The organism is Secundilactobacillus kimchicus JCM 15530, assembly GCF_001433995.1.
Classification (GTDB): domain Bacteria; phylum Bacillota; class Bacilli; order Lactobacillales; family Lactobacillaceae; genus Secundilactobacillus; species Secundilactobacillus kimchicus.
Window position 1 is genome coordinate 62,301 of the sequence record NZ_AZCX01000001.1, and the last position, 17,804, is coordinate 80,104.

Genomic DNA, 17,804 nt, shown 5'->3' on the forward strand with positions numbered 1-17,804 from the left:
GTTACAGACAGAACTGTCGGAATGTGCCGACTTTGGCTGGTCAGCGTGTCTTTTGTTGAAACCGCTTTCTGTTTCAGTCTATAATGCCACTACTTTAAATCAACGGAGGAGATGTCATGAAACGGGTATCGAAACGGGTTCGCCGAGGATTAGGGGTGGCGGCCATTGTGGCGGCAGGGTTAGGAAGTTCAACGATTGTCGCGCATGCGCTTGTTACATCGCCAACCGAAACAACGCTTGAACGGAGTAATGGTGAATTGTCGACGCAGATCGCAACCTCAGGGATGGTTCTTTTGCAAAACAAGCACCAAGCCTTACCAGTCTCGAATGGGCAATCGATTGCTCTTTTTGGCAGTGGCGCGTATGGCACCTACAAAGGTGGAACGGGATCTGGTGACGTTAACCCACGTCAGGTGATTAACATCTGGACAGGTCTCAAACAAGGGGGGTATCAAATTAGTTCGACAGATTGGCTGACTAAGATGGCGAGTCAGTATGACGGGCAAAAAAAATTGTATGAAAGTACACTCGGTAAAATACCGTTTGCCGGAGCATTTCAATATCAGGATCCTCAGCTAACTCAAGCCGATTTTGATGGCGCGGAAGCCACGACTGGGGTGTACGTCATTTCGCGGTCTTCGGGGGAAGGTAATGACCGCAAGAATTCGGGTGGCGATTACCAACTGACTAATACTGAAAAACGAAATATTAAGCTGATGTCTGAACACTATGATAAAAGTGTGGTCCTATTGAACGTAGGCGGACCAATCGATACGAGTTTTGTAACTGAAGATCCTGATCTGGATAGTGTTTTACTTGTTTCTCAAGGTGGTCAGAATATGGGAACTGCAGTTGCTGAAATCATGTCTGGTCAAGTTAATCCCTCAGGGAAGTTAACGGCAACTTGGGCCAAACAGTACCAGGATTATCCAGCAGCCGGAACGTTTTCAAATGACGATAATTATACGGGGACTGAGAAGTACACAGAAGGCATTTTTGTTGGTTACCGTTATTTTGATTCATATAACGTGACCCCGCAGTACGCGTTTGGCTACGGTCAGTCGTACACAACCTTCAAGCTAGCGCCGCAAAAGGCAACGGTTAAAAACGGTCAATATACGACTTCAGTGAAAGTGACGAATACGGGGACCCGGTACTCGGGGCAAGATGTGGTTCAACTCTATTACTCTGCACCGAAGGGTGACGTTTCTAAAGCATTTCAAAACTTGGGAGCCTATGCCAAAACTAAATCCTTGGCGCCAGGAGAGTCTCAGATAGTTCGCTTGGGGATGAAAGTTACTGATATGGCGAGTTATGAATCCCAATCTCACACATTTGCAATGGGTGCTGGCAAGTATCTAATGCGGGTGGGTGATAGCTCTCGGAATACTCGAGTGGCCACCGTTTTGAACTTGCCCCAAAAAGTTCAGACTCAACAGTTGTCGAATGCTGCCGCTCCCGCAGAGGATCCGACCACTTTAACAGGCGACCGCAAATCGTATGAACCTGCTGGGCAAGCTGGTCAGATTGCAAAGGCGCAACAAATTAAGCTTGAGCCATTAGCACTTAGAGCAAAAGCGGAGACAAAGCAGGTGGTGGCACCTTCAATCACCGGCACCGGTTCTACAATCAAAAATGCAACATTAAAAGACGTCTATGATGGACGATTGACGATGGCTCAGTTTGTTGCTGGTCTTTCCACGAAGCAGCTTGCTAACATTGTGGAGGGCAACGTTGACCCATTAACAGAGGCTGGCCGAGAAGGGATTAAGAATCAACTTGGCGGTCCTGGCGGGGTGATTGGTGGCGCGGCGACCGCTTTACCATATGCCGCCGGACAAACGACTGACAACTATGCTGATAGTTTGGGAATCCCGGTCACAGTTAACGCTGATGGTCCTGCTGGTATTCGGTTGCCACAGACGTACGTCAAAAACGGTCAAACCTACTACAATTACGCAACGGCGTGGCCAATTGGGACATTAATTGCGCAGGCTTGGGACCCGGCTCTGATTGAAAAAATGGGTCGGGCGACGGCTAACGAAATGAAGGCGCTGGGGGTGACCACTTGGCTTGCGCCAGGAATGAACATCCAGCGTGATCCATTAGGTGGTCGAAACTTCGAGTATTACTCGGAAGACCCACTTGTTTCGGGTATTTCGGCCACCGCTGAAACCCGTGGCGTTCAATCAGAAACGGGACTAGGAGTGGCAATCAAGCACTTTGCGGTTAATAGCCAAGAAAACAGCCGGATGACTTCAGACAGTGTGGTCGGCGAACAAGCACTCCGGGAAATATACCTACGGGGCTTCGAGATTGCGGTTAAGGACGCCCAACCGCAGTTCGTGATGTCATCCTATAATAAACTGAATGGTACGTATACAGCTGCCAACAAGGATCTGTTGACCACGATTTTACGTGATCAATGGGGCTTTAAGGGTGCGGTCATGACGGATTGGTTTAGTCTACCCGGGCTGTTTTCAGCCGCCCAAGTGATGGCTGCAGGAAATGATCTGATTATGCCAGGGGGTTCCCAAGTCTTTCTCGCAAATGCCGCAGATGCCAAAACGCGGGCTGATATGGCGCGCTCAGCAAGTCGCATTTTATCGATGGTAATGAATAGTGACCAATTCGCTGACAAGTATCACGTGTCGGTTCCTAGCGCAACGCCAGCAACGGTGAACACGACTATGGTATCGAATGGTCAGCCGTATTAGGATATGTTGGCCAATAAAAAAAGTCGAGCACTCAAGTGTTCGACTTTTTACGTGGCTTACATGGCCTGTTTTTTGGCCTGTTCCATCATTTTCTTAGCTTCACAATCGTAGTCACAAGCGGCACACTTGCCTTTTTTGGACCGCTGAACTGCCCGGACAATTTGATAACCGGCCAACGCGAGAATTGCGGCAATAATGACACCATTGATGATCAAATTCATTGTAGAATCCCCCTTACTAAATAAACAAAATCCCGATCTGGTAGATAATAAACGATAAGGCATAAGCAATAATAAAGCTAGAAACAACCGAATAGAGCGCCCATTTACCTGATCCGGTCTCCGATTTTATGGTCCCAATCGTAGCAAAGCAGGGCACGTAAAACAGGATAAAGACTAGCAGGGAGTACGCTGAAAGTGGGGTGAAGTATTGGCCGATTAAGGCAATTAAGCCCGCTTGACTCCCAGTGTGAAACAGCACCATCATGCTGGAGGTAATAACCTCTTTCGCAAGAATTCCGGTAAAGAGTGCGCTAATGGCTTGCCAGGAGAAAATCCCAATTGGCGCGAATAGTGGTTGAATCAATTTTCCTAACTGTGCGGAAAAACTGTGATCAATTGACGTCACTAGACCGGTTGGGCCCAGATTAGATAATAGCCAAATGAGAACAGTGCCAGCAAAGATGATAGTGCCAGCTTTTTTGATGAACCCCTTTCCCTTATCCCAGGTCCCGTGCCAGATAACGTCGAGGCGGGGGATGTGGTATTGAGGAAGTTCAACGATAAAGACGGTATTTTCCTTGACCTTAAATAAGATCTGGTAAACCTTTGCCATGAGTAAAGCGACAATAATTCCTAAGAAGTAAATTGATAGGACAATCAAGGCTTGATTGTGTGGAAAGAACGCAGCGACGAATAAACTGTAAATGGGTAATCGAGCAGAGCAACTCATGAATGGCGAAATAAGGGTTGTGATAAGGCGCTCGTTTGGTTGCTCAATGGTTCGCGCTGCCATGATGCCAGTGACGTTGCATCCAAAGCCGATAATCAATGGAATAAAGGCCTTACCATTTAATCCAATCAGTTGCATGATTCGGTCGGTCACTAGCGCGGCCCGCGCCATGTATCCAGAGTCCTCAAGAATTGAAATACAGGCGAACAGGACAAAAATCTGAGGGATAAATACTAATACGCCGCCGACCCCGGCTATCAGGCCATTAACAATCAGTGATCGTAGTAACGGGATTGCCCCAATGCTTGTCAGCCAATGGGCTGCGCCGGTTGAAAGCGGGCCGGATAAGAAGGCGTCTAACGTGTCTGACAGCGGCGTACCGACCCAGTCGAACGATAATTTGAACATTAAGTAAAAGATGCCGATAAAGACGGGTAATCCGAGAAGTGGGTGGGTAATCCACTGGTCAATTTTGGCTGTTAATTCAACGTGCGTTGTCGTACTGAGTGTTTGTCTGGCGGCCTTCAGGGTGTCTTCGATAAAGGCGAGGCGGGTTTGAAAAATATCATCCTCAAAATCTTGGGCATCGTAATAACGCTGTTGATTAAGAAGTGGGGTTAGTTGATGGTGGGTCGCGTAATCGCGAACCACCTTATTTTTGTTCATAAATTGAATGACGAGCCAGCGCGCGAACTTCTGAGGGTAGCCATAGTCAGCGATTAGCGCTTGACTGGCCTGACGGATGGCTTGGTTAATCATAAAGGGATAATTCAGTTGCAGCGGCTGGTTAATGGTTGGTGAATCCGACCTCACAAGTTCTTCGCGGAGTTGTTGAAGGCCCTCCTTACTTCTGGCGTTCGTCGCCCGAATGCCGCAGCCGAGATTTTCAGAAAGGGTTTCAAAGTTATAGTAGTGCCCCGACCGTTTTAGGTCATCAATCATGTTCAGTGCAATGATGACGGGGGTGCCAAACTCCAACAATTCGATGGATAATAGCAGGTTTCGCTTCAATTGGTTGGCGTTTGTGACGTTTAAAATTAAATCTGGGTGGTTATGTAAGAGGTATTGGGTGACGACCGTTTCATCTTTTGTAATGGGATTGAGTGAATAGACGCCCGGTAAGTCCACGACATCAACTTGAGAGTGCTTAATGGTGCCTAATTTTTTTTCGACGGTCACGCCCGTCCAGTTACCAACGGTGGCGTACTTATCCGTCAGTTCGTTAAACAGGGTGCTCTTACCAGTATTGGGATTACCAAGAAGTGCAACCGTTGTCATATTAGTACCCTCCAGTCAATCGTTTGAAGACGGCATAACGGATGCCAATTTGTTGGTTGTCAGCTTCAATGATAACGGGGCCGTGAAAGGGGTATTGGCGGACGAGTCTCACCACACTACCTAATTGCAGTCCGAGGCTATGTAAACGTTGGCAGGTTGCCTGGTCGATGCCTTGAAAACCGGTGATGGTGTATCCAGATGAATTAGTCTTAGAGAAAGTGAGTTGCATATGAAGTGCCCCTTTCAAAAATATTCCAATCCTTAATAGATAAAAGCTGTTGTTATTCCTATTATAGCTACATTGTGCCACTTCTCCGAAAAAGTGCATATGGGGGAATTGCCTAATTTAATTTGGACAATCGCGTGGTTATAATGATACTATGCTAACACAGAGACAAAAATGATTGGTTTTCTAATATTCACACCATTATCTCATTTTTAAAGGCTACATACCAGTGGAATATTAAAACACCCGACTATTTTGAATCGCATCGCTGAATATAAAGATGATGGAGGATGATATCATATGGCAACGCTTGAAGTGAAAGATTTACACGTTGAAGTCGAAGATGAAGAACAACAAACGAAACGTGAGATTTTAAAAGGGGTTAATTTAACCATGAATACGGGCGAGATTCACGCCATCATGGGCCCCAACGGAACTGGGAAATCCACTCTTTCGCAGACAATTATGGGTCAGCCGGCCTACCACGTGACTCAGGGGGATATTTTATTAAATGGCGAAAGTATCTTAGAGATGCCGGTAGACGAACGAGCACGGAAAGGGCTATTTTTAGCGATGCAGTACCCAGCCGAAATTCAAGGCGTGACCAACGCCGAATTTTTGCGAGCAGCCATTAATGCTCGGCGGCCTGACGATGATCAAATCTCGGTGATGGCCTTCCTAAAGGAACTCGACAAAAATCTGGCCTTGCTTGATATGAACGAGTCCATGACGGAACGCTACCTCAATGAAGGTTTCTCGGGTGGTGAGAAAAAACGGAATGAAATTTTGCAATTGCTGATGATCAAACCGGCTTTTGCACTCTTGGATGAAATTGACTCTGGGCTGGATATCGATGCTCTCCAGGTGGTCTCGAAGGGCGTTAACTCGATGCGCGGCGAGAATTTTGGTTCGCTGATTATTACTCACTATCAACGGCTATTGAACTACATCGTACCTGACGTCGTACACGTCATGATGGGTGGCAAGATCGTGAAGTCTGGTGGTGCTGAACTCGCCCAAAAACTTGAGTCAGAAGGCTATGCTGGGTTACGTGATGAGTTAGGGTTAGATGTTGCCCTAGTTGATGAAAACTGAGGAGGGACTAAGTATGGAAGCTGTTCAAGATTACGAAGCCTTGAAGGCCAGCCTATTAGAGGCAGCTAACGAGCATGGCGAGCCGCACTGGTTGGCTGATCGGCGGACGGCGGCAGTTGATGCAATGGTCGACTTGCCACTTCCCGAAGTTCGGCGTTTCGATTACCATCGCTGGCCCTTAACGCCAATTGACCCGTTGCAGTGGCAGCGATCCGATAAAGCCTTGGCAGCCGGGATTGAGTTTGATGACACCCACATTCAGTTTGTCCAGATTGGTCAAACAACGGTGGCGGTTAATTTACCAGATGAATTAGACGAAGCTGGCGTCATTTTAACCGATATTTTTAGCGCTTTCCGGGAGCATCCGCGGCTGACGGAAAAGCACTTTATGGATAAGATCATCAACGCGGGTGAGGATCGGCTCACAGCGCACCACGTGGCTTTCTTAAACAGTGGTTTGTTCCTCTACGTGCCCAAAAACGTGGTGATCGATAAGCCGATTGAAGCGTACTTTGTCCAAGATAGTACCCGGAAAAGTCCGATGGTTTCGCACGTTTTGATTATTGCTGAAGAGGGTGCTGAGTTCTCTTTCACCCAACATCTCACCACGGCCGGTGATGAATCAAATGCGGCTAGCTGTGTTGCGGAAATTTTGGCGCGGCCGAATAGCCACGTGCGGTTCTCGTCGTTAGATGAGCTCGGTGAACAGACGACGGCCTATCTTAATCGACGAGCGCGAATTGGCAAGAATGCGACTATTGATTGGGCCGTTGGTGTCTTAAATGGTGGTAACACGGTTGCTGACTTTGATTCTGACCTTCAAGGTGAAGGATCGCATGCCGATGCGAAAGTGATTACAGTGACGACGGGTAAGCAGAAAAATGGGATTAACACCCGGGTCACTAACCGTGGGAAACACTCAGTTGGTCACATTCTTCAACGGGGTGTTTTACTGGAAAAGTCTGAATTGGTTTTCAACGGGATCGGCGATATTATTCACGGTGCTTCTGGGGCCAACGCTGAGCAGGAGAATCGAGTGCTGATGTTGTCTGATAAGGCCCACGGTGACGCTAATCCGATTCTTTTAATTGATGAAAACGACGTTGTTGCTGGACATGCAGCTAGTGTCGGGCAAATTGATCAAAATCAGATGTACTACCTAATGAGTCGTGGCATTGACAAAGCAAAGGCTCAGCGGTTAGTGATTCGTGGTTTTCTTGGCGCCGTGTTAAGCGCGGTACCATCAAAAACGGTTCGTCAAGAATTAACGGATGTTATCGAAAGGAAGCTTGAGGATGGTCAAAAATTTAAATAACCTTCGCGCTGATTTTCCGGTGTTGGATCAGACCGTCAATGATGAAGCGCTCGTCTACCTAGATAACGCCGCGACTGCCCAGCGTCCTAACCAGGTGATTGCGGCGCTGACCCACTTTTATCAAACGGATAATGCGAACGTCCACCGGGGCGTGCATAGTTTAGCAGAACGGGCGACCGCTGATTATGAGCAAGCGCGCCGAAAAGTCCAGACCTTCATTAACGCTGCCGAACCAGAAACGGTCATCTTTACCAAGGGTACAACGGATGGTCTAAATTTGGTGGCTAGCACTTATGGGGAACAAAATGTGGCTGCTGGCGATGAGATTGTCATCTCAATTATGGAACACCATAGTAACCTGATTCCTTGGCAACAGCTGGCGCATCGCAAAAACGCGACCCTAAAATACATCAACTTAACAGCTGATGGGCAATTGGATTTGGATGATGCCCAGGCCAAAATTACCGATCGCACTAAAATTGTGGCGGTTGCCCACGCCAGCAATGTGATGGGGACCATTAATCCCATTAAAGAGCTGGCTCGGATAGCGCACAATCACGGTGCCATCTTTGTCGGGGACGGGGCGCAAGCGGTGCCTCATATGGCAGTTGACGTTCAGGATCTGGATGTCGACTTTTACGCTTTTTCTGGTCACAAAATGATGGGGCCTACCGGAATTGGGGTGCTCTACGGAAAGCGCGCCCTACTGGAAGCAATGCCACCCTACCAATTTGGGGGCGAAATGATTGGCTTTGTGCATCAGTTTGACAGCACGTGGGCTGAATTACCTTACAAGTTTGAAGCTGGCACCCAAAATATCGCGGGAGCCGTTGGGCTGGGAGCTGCAGTTGATTACTTAACAGCGGTGGGCATGCCAACCGTTCAGGCCCACGAACACGAGATTGTTAACTACTTATTGCCAAAACTGACGGAAATGCCAGGAGTAACGGTTTATGGGCCTCAGGATCCGGCCAATCACACCGGGGTCATTGCGTTTAACTTAGATGGCCTCCATCCGCATGACGTTGCAACAGCCTTAGACATGGAGGGCGTCGCCGTTCGAGCGGGTCACCACTGTGCGCAACCTTTGATGACCTATCTAGGATTAACAGCAACGGCGCGGGCGAGTTTTTACCTGTATAATTCTGTAGCTGATGCTGATCAATTGTTGGTTGCGTTAACTGAGACAAAGGAGTTCTTCAATCATGGGACTGTCGAAACTAAGTAGTTTATACCGCGAAGTGATTCTAGATCATTCTGATCACCCGCATCACAAGCATGCTCTGGATGCCGCGACCCACACGATCACGCTTAAAAATCCGACTTGCGGGGATGTGATTAATCTGGAAATCAAGCTGTCAGCTGACGAGCATATTGAAGACATCGGTTTTACCGGTGAAGGGTGTACCATTAGTCAATCAAGTGCCAGTATGATGACGGATGCGGTGTTGGGGAAGAGTAAAGAAGAGGCCTTACATATGGCCAAAACGTTTTCGGACATGGTGATGGGCAAGACGCATGACCAGGCCGACTTGGATCAACTTGAAGATGCGGCTATTTTGTCGAGTATTATGAGTTTTCCTGCGCGTATCAAGTGTGCCACCTTATCATGGTGGGCCCTTCAGCGCGCCTTATTGAACGACAAGCCGTCAGAAGAGGAGGAATAGCTATGTCAGAAGTACCTGATATCGTGGCAAAAGACGAAGACTATGAATTTGGGTTCCACGATGACGTGAAACCGGCCTATTCTACTGGTCGTGGTCTCACAGAAGCGACCGTTCGCGAAATTTCGGCGGCCAAGAACGAACCAGAATGGATGTTGGCGTATCGGTTAAAGGCCTATGAAGCCTATCAAAAAATGCCTTTCCCGGATTATGGACCAGACCTCAGTGAACTGGATCTTAAAAATATGTTGTACTACCAGAAAATGACTGATAAGAAGTATCGGGATTGGGAAGAGGTGCCAGATGACTTGAAAAAGACGTTCGACCGGTTAGGTGTGCCAGAGGCCGAACGCAAGTATTTGGCGGGTTCTAGTGCCCAGTACGAATCAGAAGTGGTTTACCATAACATGCGAGAAGACTTTGAAAAACTTGGCATTATTTTTACAGACACGGACACGGCTTTGCGCGATTATCCGGAATTGTTCAAAAAGTGGTTTGGTAAACTGGTCAAACCCACAGATAATAAGTTTGCGGCCTTAAACGCTGCCGTTTGGTCTGGTGGTTCATTTATCTACGTGCCTAAAGGAGTCCAAACAAAAACGCCAATCCAGTCGTACTTCCGATTGAACGCTGAAAACTCCGGTCAATTTGAACGGACTTTGATCATTGTCGATGAGGGCGCACGTGTCGACTACGTGGAAGGGTGTACTGCACCTAATTATTCTTCTGATAGTTTACATGCAGCGGTGGTTGAAGTTAACGTTGAAAAAGATGCGTATTGTCGGTATACGACCATTCAAAACTGGTCGAACAACGTTTATAGTTTGGAAACCAAGCGGGCAGCTGCTGAAGAAAACGCGACGATGGAGTGGGTTGATGGTAACCTAGGCTCGAAAGTCACGATGAAGTATCCAAGCGTGTACATGAACGGTGAAGGCGCGCGTGGAACCATGTTGTCCATTGCTGTTGCCAGCAACGGTATTCACCAAGATTCGGGTGCACGCATGATTCATAACGCGCCAAATACCTCAAGCTCAATTGTGTCCAAATCGATTGCCAAAACAGGCGGGGCAACTGACTACCGGGGCACAGTTCGATTTGGTCGGCATTCTGATGGTTCTAAAGCACATGTGGAATGCGATACGATTATCATGGATGATCAGTCAAGTTCAAACACGATTCCGTATAACGAAATTTCTAACGCAAATGTGTCAATGGAACACGAAGCAAAAGTATCGAAGATTTCTGAAGAACAGCTCTACTACCTGATGAGTCGGGGCATTTCTGAGGCAAAGGCCACTGAAATGATCATCATGGGCTTTGTTGAGCCGTTTACAAAAGAACTTCCGATGGAATATGCGGTCGAGTTAAACCGACTGATAAGTTTTGAAATGGAAGGCTCTATCGGCTAACAAGATAGTTTTTTTTACGGGGGAACCGTCAATCGCCAACTGCGATTGGGGGTTCCTTTTTGCTGGCCTTAACTAACGAAACGTTAGCTAAATATTCCAAAAATAGATAATAACCCAATATATAGTGTGCCTCAATATAAATTGGGTACAATATATGGTTGAATCAAAAACAGAATGTTGCTATGATTAACGCACTGAAACAAATAAAGGGGCGGTAACCATGTTAGAAATTCGAAACCAAAAACTGACCACTTTAACGGTAACTAAACGTGACGGGTCACACGAACCATTTGCATTTAACCATATTCAAACCAGCTTAAAGCAGGTTACTGAAGCTAGTGACGCCCTTGACCAGGTTCAAACGGAAATTGGTCAGATCATTAGTGATCGCTTTGACGCAGTGGTCGCCACTGACGAGATTGCAGCTGTCATCACCGAGGTGCTCAATGAGCATGCGATGGCGGCCATTGCCGATCGATATCAGGAACACTTAGAACGGCAACGACTGGCTAAAAGCGGCGCTACTGATATTAATCACACGATTGACCGGTTGTTGAATCGCGACGAATCAGTTGTTAACGAAAATGCGAACAAAGATAGTAAAGTTTTTAACACTCAGCGGGATTTAACGGCTGGAACTGTAGCAAAAGCCATTGGGCTCAAGATGCTACCACCACGGGTCGCTAATGCGCACTTAAACGGCGATATTCATTGGCATGATTTGGACTATCAGCCTTATAGTCCGATGACAAACTGTTGCTTAATTGATTTCAAAGAGATGCTGACAAACGGCTTTAAAATTGGTAATGCTGAGGTTGAAACGCCGCATTCCATTCAAACGGCCACCGCTCAGATGTCTCAAATTATTGCTAATGTGGCATCCAGCCAGTATGGCGGTTGTTCTGCTGACCGGGTGGATCAACTACTTGCGCCGTTTGCTGAAAAAAACTATCAAAAACACTTAGCCGATGCGCAACAGTGGGTTGACGGAGCCGATAAGCAGGCTGCTTACGCCAAGCAAAAAACGCAAAAGGACATCTACGATGCCATGCAAGGCCTAGAGTATGAGATTAATACGTTGTATTCCTCACAGGGGCAAACCCCCTTTACCACCCTTGGCTTTGGCCTAGGGACTTCATGGATTGAACGCGAGATTCAAAAGGCCATTTTAACGGTTCGAATTAAAGGCCTCGGTCGTGAACACCGGACGGCCATCTTTCCTAAGCTAGTTTTTGCTATTAAGCGGGGGCTCAACTTAACTCCGGCAGATCCAAATTACGACATTAAGCAGTTGGCTGTGGATTGTGCAACGAAGCGGATGTACCCAGATGTCTTAATGTATGACAAATTAGTCGAGCTCACCGGTTCGTTTAAAACGCCAATGGGTTGTCGCAGTTTTCTTCAAGGCTGGCACGATGAGGCTGGCAACGAAGTCAATGCAGGTCGAATGAATCTGGGTGTTGTGACAATGAATTTGCCACGATTAGCACTTGAATCTAAAGGGGACAAAGGGGCCTTTTGGGACTTGCTAGAGGACCGTTTGCAACTTTGCAAGGAAGCTTTGGTGTTCAAAGTCAATCGAGTAAAGGATGCTAATCCGGAAAACGCACCAATTCTGTATGAATATGGCGCTTTTGGCAAACGATTAAACTCGGAAGACTCGGTGGATGATCTCTTTAAGAATGGCCGTGCAACGGTGTCGTTGGGCTATATCGGGCTTTATGAGGTTGGCACAGTTTTCTTCGGGCCAGATTGGGAAACCAATCCAAAAGCTAAGCAGTTTACGGTTGATATTGTGAAGGATTTATATCAGCATTGTAAGGACTGGGAGTCTGAATATGGGTATCATTTCAGCGTTTATGCGACGCCTGCCGAAAGTTTAACTGACACGTTCTGCAAGGCTGACTTGAAAAAATTTGGGGCTGTGAAAGATGTCACTGACAAAGAATATTACACGAACAGTTTCCACTATGATGTTCGTAAAACGCCGACGCCCTTTGAGAAGATTGAATTTGAAAAAGATTATCCGCCATACAGTGCGGGTGGGTTTATTCACTACTGTGAGTACCCTAATTTGAAACAGAATCCTAAGGCGCTTGAAGCCGTCTGGGATTTTGCATACGACAAAATTGGCTACTTAGGCACCAATACCCCAATCGATCAATGTTTCGAATGCGGTTTTAAGGGTGAATTTAAGCCAACCGCACGTGGTTTTGAGTGTCCACAATGCGGCAATCATGATCCGGCAACCTGTGATGTCGTTAAACGGACCTGTGGCTATCTAGGTAATCCTAACCAACGCCCGATGGTTCATGGCCGTCACACGGAAATTGCGAGTCGAAAGAAGCACATGACGTTGGGTAACGATCAAAATGATATTGCCAGACAGTAGAAAGAAGGCCGCTTTATGAAAAAAACGGCACAACGGTTGCCGAAGAACCCAGCCCCCCAAGAATGGTTAGCGGCTGATTTAAGTCAACAGTATATTGCCAGCTACAAGCCATTTAACTTCGTTGATGGTGAGGGGGTGCGGTGTAGCCTTTATGTCAGTGGGTGCAAGTTTAACTGTCCCGGTTGCTACAATAAAGTGGCTCAAAACTTTCACTTTGGGACACCTTACACTGAAGAGCTTGAAGATCAAATTATTAACGATCTCAGTCAGTCTTATGTTCAGGGGCTCACCTTACTTGGTGGTGAACCATTCTTAAATACGCAGGTTTGCATTCGCTTAGCCAAACGGATTCGTCAAGAATTTGGTCACACAAAAGATATTTGGAGTTGGACGGGCTACACTTGGGACGAACTAATGTTGGAATCTGCCGACAAACTAGAACTATTATCGCTAATCGATATTTTGGTGGATGGGCGCTTCTTAGAGGCCCAAAAGGACCTAACCCTTCAATTTCGGGGGAGTGCCAACCAACGGATTATTGATGTCCCAAAATCATTGGCCACTGGCCAGGTTGAAATTTGGGCGAACTTGGTGAAATAACCTTGATGGTCATAACGACGTAACAAAACAGCTTCAGTTGGCAATGATTCAATGCCGGCTGAAGCTGTTTTGTTGTAACGGCTTAATTGGGTGATACCAAGCGATGAGGCATTTCACAAATGGTTCGACCCAGTTCAGGGACATAAACGAGTTTTAAGTCGGCCTGATAAGTTTGGCTAAGGGCGGTTGCCGTTAAAAGGGTCTGAGTGGCACCTACGGTAAAGTGTCCATCCGGGGCAAACAAGCCAACCTGGTGATCGAGCAAGAAGGCGTGGTTGGGGTTATGGCTGGTTAAGATAATGGCGTAACCGTCGGCCGCTAATCGCTCAATTAATTCGAGGATAAGTTGTTGGCGACCAAAATCTAACGCTGAGGTTGGCTCATCCAAGATAATGAGTGGGGCGGCTTGAACAAGGGCCTTGGCAATGGTCACAAGCTGTTGTTGGCCACCACTTAACGTATTGAGTGGCTGATCTTTTAATGCAATAATTCCGAGTTTTTCGAGTGCATCTTCGCCCCGTTCATAGTCTTCAACGCCGGGGACTTGACCAAACGACAAGTAGGGTGTGCGACCGGTCACGACGTAATCCTGGACTAATAAAGCCGTCTGATTGGCGGTTTGCTGGGCAACATAGGCAATCATTTTAGCGCGGTCACGAACGGTGAGCTGGTCAATGGGTTGGTTATTCATTAACAGCTGCCCCGCTGTGGGCGTCAACCCGCCCACAATACAATTGAGCAGTGTCGACTTTCCGATGCCGTTTGGGCCAAGGATTGTCAGAATATCACCACGGTTCAGCTGAAAGGATAGTTGATTAAAAACGACTGGTCGCCGCGGGTAATGAAAGGCTAAATTGATGGTCGATAAAAGGGCAGTCATAAGCGCACCTTCCTTGTAAGTAAAATGTAAATAAAAATGGGCGTGCCAATGAAGCCGGTCAGAATACTTAACGGAATTTCTCCGGCTGATAACGTTCTGGCGAGGGTGTCGACTAACAGTAAAAAGATGGCGCCCACAAGGCCGGATAACGGTAGGGCATAGCGGGTATTTGGTCCAATCAATAAGCGCGCCATGTGTGGCACAATGAGCCCAATCCAACCGATGGTGCCACTCAAACAAACGGCGCCGGCCGTTAGAAACGTTGCGCAAACAACCACAATTCGGCGTTCCAGAACCACATTGACCCCCTGAGCTTGGGCTTGCCGATCGCCCAATGAAAGGACCGTTAACCGCCAGCGCATCACCCAGAGGACCAGACCGCCGACAAACAGCATTGGCAGGACTGACAAAAGGTTGGTTGGAGTGATTTTTGAAAGACTCCCAAGCTGCCAGTAGACAATAGTTTGGAGTTGTGAATCGGGATCTGCCAGGTACTTCAAAAGACCTAAGATGGCTTGCATTAAGCCACTCACAACGATTCCAGCGAGCACCAATGACAGGGTTGTAGATTGGCCCATTGCGCGTGGAATGGCAATACTGAGGCAAACCGCTAATAAACCGGCCCCGAAGGCAAGAACCTGGGTTCCAAAAGGATGGAGTCCTAGCAAAATAGCAGTTGCGGCCCCCACGGCTGCACCGTTAGAGACCCCAAGAAGGTCGGGAGACACCAGTGGATTTTGAAAAATACTTTGATAAGCGGTTCCAGAAATAGCAAGGGCTGCCCCGATGATGATGGCCCCCAAGATACGGGGTAACCGCAAATTAAATAAAATGTTGGTGATAATGGGGGAAGTTTGCTGCGACCGGATCAGGGCCGTCAGTAAATCGTCGAACGAGAGCTGATAGCGGCCCATTGTCAGGGCCAAAAAGGCGAGTAAGATCAGAACCATCAGGGTTAATCCGAGTATGAGATTAGTTGAAATGTGGTGCTTTCTCACCCGTGTCAGCCTCCTTTAATGTTTGAATCAAGTCTGCGACAAATCCTTTAAGAGCCACACAGTCCTGGTGTTCGATTCTTAAATCAATGCAAACTGGTCGGCTCCCTTGGATGGCGCCGGTTGAAGCTAAGCGCGCATTGAAGCGGTTGACAGCCTGACAAAAGGTAGCCCCGTAACAAGTATCACCAGAACCTGCGACGCCAAATATGAGATGGGGTAGCTTGATGGCTTCGAGGTCGTTAAATAAGTCGATGCCTTCCTCTGGTAGATCCCCTTCGCCATAGGTATAGGGGACGATAATGGCCAAGTCAAGTGCTGCCAAATCATCAACAGTGACCGACTCAAGATTGGTAAGCGGGGCTTTAAGGCCGTATCGCGCGAATTCGGTTGCGAGAAACTCTGCAACCTCCTCATTATTACCGGTTAGTGAGGCATAATAGATTGCAATTTTTGTCATCTGAAGCCCTCCATAACAGGTTTTTGACGCGTCCATGCTTCATAGAGAAGTATAGCATGACGCTCATGAAGTTATTATTAGGGTTTTGACTAATTCAATTTGGAATATTTCTCTGACATAATTAGCATGTAATCCAATCCAGATAGGTGGTCAAACATGTATTATCTGAAAATTTCAGAATCGCCAATCGACGTGCAGTCGCTTTATGAACGGCTTAAGGATGCCCAATATGGTGGCATTGTCACGTTTGTCGGAACGGTTCGCCAGTGGACCGGCGACGTGGAAACACAATTTATAGAATACAGTGCTTACCAACCCATGGCTGAGCGACAGTTAGAAAAACTAGCGGCTCCGATTGAGGCGAAGGGGGCTCGTGTGGTGATCGCCCATCGTCTGGGCCGATTAGAACTAACAGACGAGGCTGTATTTGTGGGGGTGGCAGCCGGCCATCGCGCAGAAGCGTTCAAGTGGTGTCAATATTTGATTGATACGTTGAAACAAGACGTTCCAATCTGGAAAAAAGAAACCGATACGGATGCGGTTCGGTGGGGGGAATGACAATGCAACTTAAAGTAAAGCTGTTTGCGATGCTACGCGAACAGCTTGGCGAGACGGTCACCCTTAATTTGGGTGACAAAGCGACGGCCGAAGCGGTTAAGCCGGCATTAATCGAACGCTTTCCAGCTGCAAAGCCCATTTTAGAAACAGCTCGGCTTGCGATTAACCAGGATTTTGTATCAGATGAAGCGATGACATTGGCACCGGGTGATGAAGTGGCCCTAATCCCGCCGGTCAGTGGCGGATAGGAGGAAGTTTAATGGATAAATTGTATGATCAATACGATCGATTACACGATTATATACGCTTATCAATTACCGATCGGTGTAATTTACGTTGCGTGTATTGTATGCCCAAAGAGGGCCTGCCGTTTTTTCCAACCGACCGTGTTTTGTCTCAAGATGAAATTGTTTTGATGATTCAAAACTTCGCAGATATGGGGATCTCAAAGGTACGCATCACTGGTGGGGAACCGCTGTTACGAACAGACGTTGTTGAAATTGTGCGGCGCATCAAAGCTATCGACGGGATCGAAGATGTTTCAATCACGACCAACGGGTTATTTTTAGGGAAATTGGCGGCCGATTTGAAAGCCGCTGGTCTTGATCGCCTCAACATTAGCTTGGATACTTTTAAACCAGATCGATATAAGAAAATTACCCGCGGCGGTAATATTAAGCAGGTTTTGGACGGCATTGCCGTGGCTAGTCAATTGCATTTTAAAAAAATTAAACTCAATATTGTGTTGATCAAGGGGCAAAATGACGATGAGGTCTTAGATTTCTTGCGTTATACAAAGGACCATGATGTCAACGTTCGGTTCATCGAGTTTATGCCAATTGGCAACTCCTTGAAGGCCTGGCAGAAGGAATATGTGGGCTTGAAAAACGTGTTTGAGACAGCTGCTGAAAACGGGTTACATTACCAACCAATTGAGCTGCGAGGGAATGGACCATCGGATAACTATCAAATTGAGGGTTACAAAGGTAGTTTCGGATTAATTCATCCAATTAGTTCCAAGTTCTGCGAAACGTGTAACCGCCTCCGGATTACGGCGGATGGCTACGTCAAAGCCTGTTTATATTGGAATGAAGAAATCGATATCCGAAAGGCAATTCCTGATAAAGTAGCCTTTCGACAATTGATTCAAAAAGCGCTCGATAATAAGCCGTTGAACCATGAAATGGCAATGGCCGAAACGGATCGGATTATTGATAAAGCACCGACCTGGCGGCATATGAGTCAAATAGGAGGTTAGAAC

17 protein-coding genes are annotated in these 17,804 nt (G+C 47.2%); 11 read left to right on the plus strand and 6 right to left on the minus strand.

Annotation, left to right across the window (positions count from 1 at the left end; genetic code table 11):
* Positions 1-116: 116 nt before the first annotated feature.
* Positions 117-2,717 (plus strand): glycoside hydrolase family 3 protein, encoded by a 2,601-nt coding sequence (locus FC96_RS00365; protein ID WP_056941597.1) that lies wholly within the window; start codon positions 117-119, stop codon positions 2,715-2,717.
* Between the two features lie 56 nt (positions 2,718-2,773).
* Here FC96_RS00365 and FC96_RS12805 read toward each other — a convergent pair whose 3' ends face one another.
* The 3 genes from FC96_RS12805 to FC96_RS00375 are packed head-to-tail and all read right to left on the minus strand — an operon-like array spanning position 2,774 to position 5,175.
* Positions 2,774-2,938, minus strand: a complete 165-nt coding sequence (locus FC96_RS12805; protein WP_156403121.1) for a FeoB-associated Cys-rich membrane protein — start codon at positions 2,936-2,938, stop codon at positions 2,774-2,776.
* 16 nt (positions 2,939-2,954) lie between these two features.
* Positions 2,955-4,946 carry a ferrous iron transport protein B gene (feoB, locus tag FC96_RS00370; protein WP_056941598.1) on the minus strand — a complete coding sequence of 664 codons (1,992 nt, stop codon included), beginning with the start codon at positions 4,944-4,946 and terminating at the stop codon, positions 2,955-2,957.
* Position 4,947: 1 nt separating this feature from the next.
* Entirely contained in the window at positions 4,948-5,175 is a 228-nt protein-coding gene (locus FC96_RS00375; RefSeq protein ID WP_054660369.1) for a FeoA family protein, read from the minus strand.
* Positions 5,176-5,472: 297 nt separating this feature from the next.
* On the opposite strand from FC96_RS00375, the gene sufC reads away from it, so the two are divergent.
* The 7 genes from sufC to nrdG all read left to right on the plus strand — a co-directional run bounded on the left by sufC (position 5,473) and on the right by nrdG (position 13,650).
* Positions 5,473-6,267 (plus strand): Fe-S cluster assembly ATPase SufC, encoded by a 795-nt coding sequence (gene sufC / locus FC96_RS00380; protein ID WP_056941599.1) that lies wholly within the window; start codon positions 5,473-5,475, stop codon positions 6,265-6,267.
* A gap of 13 nt (positions 6,268-6,280) precedes the next feature.
* Complete coding sequence (sufD, locus tag FC96_RS00385) at positions 6,281-7,582, plus strand: Fe-S cluster assembly protein SufD (protein ID WP_056941600.1); 1,302 nt, start codon at positions 6,281-6,283, stop codon at positions 7,580-7,582.
* Positions 7,563-8,810, plus strand: coding sequence for a cysteine desulfurase (locus FC96_RS00390; protein WP_056941601.1), 1,248 nt, complete (start codon positions 7,563-7,565; stop codon positions 8,808-8,810). The genes sufD and FC96_RS00390 overlap by 20 nt, the downstream gene beginning before the upstream one ends.
* Positions 8,788-9,249 (plus strand): Fe-S cluster assembly sulfur transfer protein SufU, encoded by a 462-nt coding sequence (gene sufU, locus FC96_RS00395; protein ID WP_054660371.1) that lies wholly within the window; start codon positions 8,788-8,790, stop codon positions 9,247-9,249. Before FC96_RS00390 ends, sufU begins: the two co-directional genes overlap by 23 nt.
* Before the next feature lie 2 nt (positions 9,250-9,251).
* A complete protein-coding gene (sufB, locus tag FC96_RS00400) occupies positions 9,252-10,658 on the plus strand; it encodes a Fe-S cluster assembly protein SufB (RefSeq protein WP_054660373.1) in 1,407 nt (468 codons plus the stop codon).
* A gap of 220 nt (positions 10,659-10,878) precedes the next feature.
* Positions 10,879-13,050, plus strand: a complete 2,172-nt coding sequence (gene nrdD / locus FC96_RS00405) for an anaerobic ribonucleoside-triphosphate reductase (protein WP_056941602.1) — start codon at positions 10,879-10,881, stop codon at positions 13,048-13,050.
* Between the two features lie 15 nt (positions 13,051-13,065).
* A complete protein-coding gene (gene nrdG / locus FC96_RS00410; RefSeq protein ID WP_056941603.1) occupies positions 13,066-13,650 on the plus strand; it encodes an anaerobic ribonucleoside-triphosphate reductase activating protein in 585 nt (194 codons plus the stop codon).
* A gap of 82 nt (positions 13,651-13,732) precedes the next feature.
* On the opposite strand, the gene FC96_RS00415 is transcribed toward nrdG, so the two are convergent.
* Genes FC96_RS00415 through FC96_RS00425 form a run of 3 tightly spaced genes read right to left on the minus strand, consistent with a single transcriptional unit; the run spans position 13,733 to position 15,985 of the window.
* A complete protein-coding gene (locus FC96_RS00415) occupies positions 13,733-14,530 on the minus strand; it encodes an ABC transporter ATP-binding protein (RefSeq protein ID WP_056941604.1) in 798 nt (265 codons plus the stop codon).
* Positions 14,527-15,480, minus strand: a complete 954-nt coding sequence (locus FC96_RS00420; protein ID WP_054660529.1) for a FecCD family ABC transporter permease — start codon at positions 15,478-15,480, stop codon at positions 14,527-14,529. Before FC96_RS00420 ends, FC96_RS00415 begins: the two co-directional genes overlap by 4 nt.
* Positions 15,481-15,502: 22 nt before the next feature.
* Positions 15,503-15,985, minus strand: coding sequence for a flavodoxin domain-containing protein (locus FC96_RS00425; RefSeq protein ID WP_054660377.1), 483 nt, complete (start codon positions 15,983-15,985; stop codon positions 15,503-15,505).
* 156 nt (positions 15,986-16,141) lie between these two features.
* On the opposite strand from FC96_RS00425, the gene FC96_RS00430 reads away from it, so the two are divergent.
* From FC96_RS00430 to moaA, 3 genes are read left to right on the plus strand one after another with little or no spacing between them, the layout of a single operon-like run.
* On the plus strand, positions 16,142-16,543 hold the full coding sequence (locus tag FC96_RS00430) for a molybdenum cofactor biosynthesis protein MoaE (RefSeq protein ID WP_056941605.1): 402 nt from the start codon (positions 16,142-16,144) through the stop codon (positions 16,541-16,543).
* Positions 16,544-16,545: 2 nt separating this feature from the next.
* Positions 16,546-16,791, plus strand: a complete 246-nt coding sequence (locus tag FC96_RS00435) for a MoaD/ThiS family protein (protein WP_054660379.1) — start codon at positions 16,546-16,548, stop codon at positions 16,789-16,791.
* Between the two features lie 11 nt (positions 16,792-16,802).
* Complete coding sequence (gene moaA, locus FC96_RS00440) at positions 16,803-17,801, plus strand: GTP 3',8-cyclase MoaA (RefSeq protein WP_056941606.1); 999 nt, start codon at positions 16,803-16,805, stop codon at positions 17,799-17,801.
* The last annotated feature ends 3 nt before the right edge of the window (positions 17,802-17,804 follow it).

What these genes read in the sequence shown, in the direction of transcription:
- FC96_RS00365 (WP_056941597.1), top strand. Translation starts at nt 117, where the DNA reads ATGAAACGGGTATCGAAACGGGTTCGCCGAGGATTAGGGGTGGCGGCC.
- FC96_RS12805 (WP_156403121.1), bottom strand. Translation starts at nt 2,938, where the DNA reads ATGAATTTGATCATCAATGGTGTCATTATTGCCGCAATTCTCGCGTTG.
- feoB (WP_056941598.1), bottom strand. Translation starts at nt 4,946, where the DNA reads ATGACAACGGTTGCACTTCTTGGTAATCCCAATACTGGTAAGAGCACC.
- FC96_RS00375 (WP_054660369.1), bottom strand. Translation starts at nt 5,175, where the DNA reads ATGCAACTCACTTTCTCTAAGACTAATTCATCTGGATACACCATCACC.
- sufC (WP_056941599.1), top strand. Translation starts at nt 5,473, where the DNA reads ATGGCAACGCTTGAAGTGAAAGATTTACACGTTGAAGTCGAAGATGAA.
- sufD (WP_056941600.1), top strand. Translation starts at nt 6,281, where the DNA reads ATGGAAGCTGTTCAAGATTACGAAGCCTTGAAGGCCAGCCTATTAGAG.
- FC96_RS00390 (WP_056941601.1), top strand. Translation starts at nt 7,563, where the DNA reads ATGGTCAAAAATTTAAATAACCTTCGCGCTGATTTTCCGGTGTTGGAT.
- sufU (WP_054660371.1), top strand. Translation starts at nt 8,788, where the DNA reads ATGGGACTGTCGAAACTAAGTAGTTTATACCGCGAAGTGATTCTAGAT.
- sufB (WP_054660373.1), top strand. Translation starts at nt 9,252, where the DNA reads ATGTCAGAAGTACCTGATATCGTGGCAAAAGACGAAGACTATGAATTT.
- nrdD (WP_056941602.1), top strand. Translation starts at nt 10,879, where the DNA reads ATGTTAGAAATTCGAAACCAAAAACTGACCACTTTAACGGTAACTAAA.
- nrdG (WP_056941603.1), top strand. Translation starts at nt 13,066, where the DNA reads ATGAAAAAAACGGCACAACGGTTGCCGAAGAACCCAGCCCCCCAAGAA.
- FC96_RS00415 (WP_056941604.1), bottom strand. Translation starts at nt 14,530, where the DNA reads ATGACTGCCCTTTTATCGACCATCAATTTAGCCTTTCATTACCCGCGG.
- FC96_RS00420 (WP_054660529.1), bottom strand. Translation starts at nt 15,480, where the DNA reads ATGGTTCTGATCTTACTCGCCTTTTTGGCCCTGACAATGGGCCGCTAT.
- FC96_RS00425 (WP_054660377.1), bottom strand. Translation starts at nt 15,985, where the DNA reads ATGACAAAAATTGCAATCTATTATGCCTCACTAACCGGTAATAATGAG.
- FC96_RS00430 (WP_056941605.1), top strand. Translation starts at nt 16,142, where the DNA reads ATGTATTATCTGAAAATTTCAGAATCGCCAATCGACGTGCAGTCGCTT.
- FC96_RS00435 (WP_054660379.1), top strand. Translation starts at nt 16,546, where the DNA reads ATGCAACTTAAAGTAAAGCTGTTTGCGATGCTACGCGAACAGCTTGGC.
- moaA (WP_056941606.1), top strand. Translation starts at nt 16,803, where the DNA reads ATGGATAAATTGTATGATCAATACGATCGATTACACGATTATATACGC.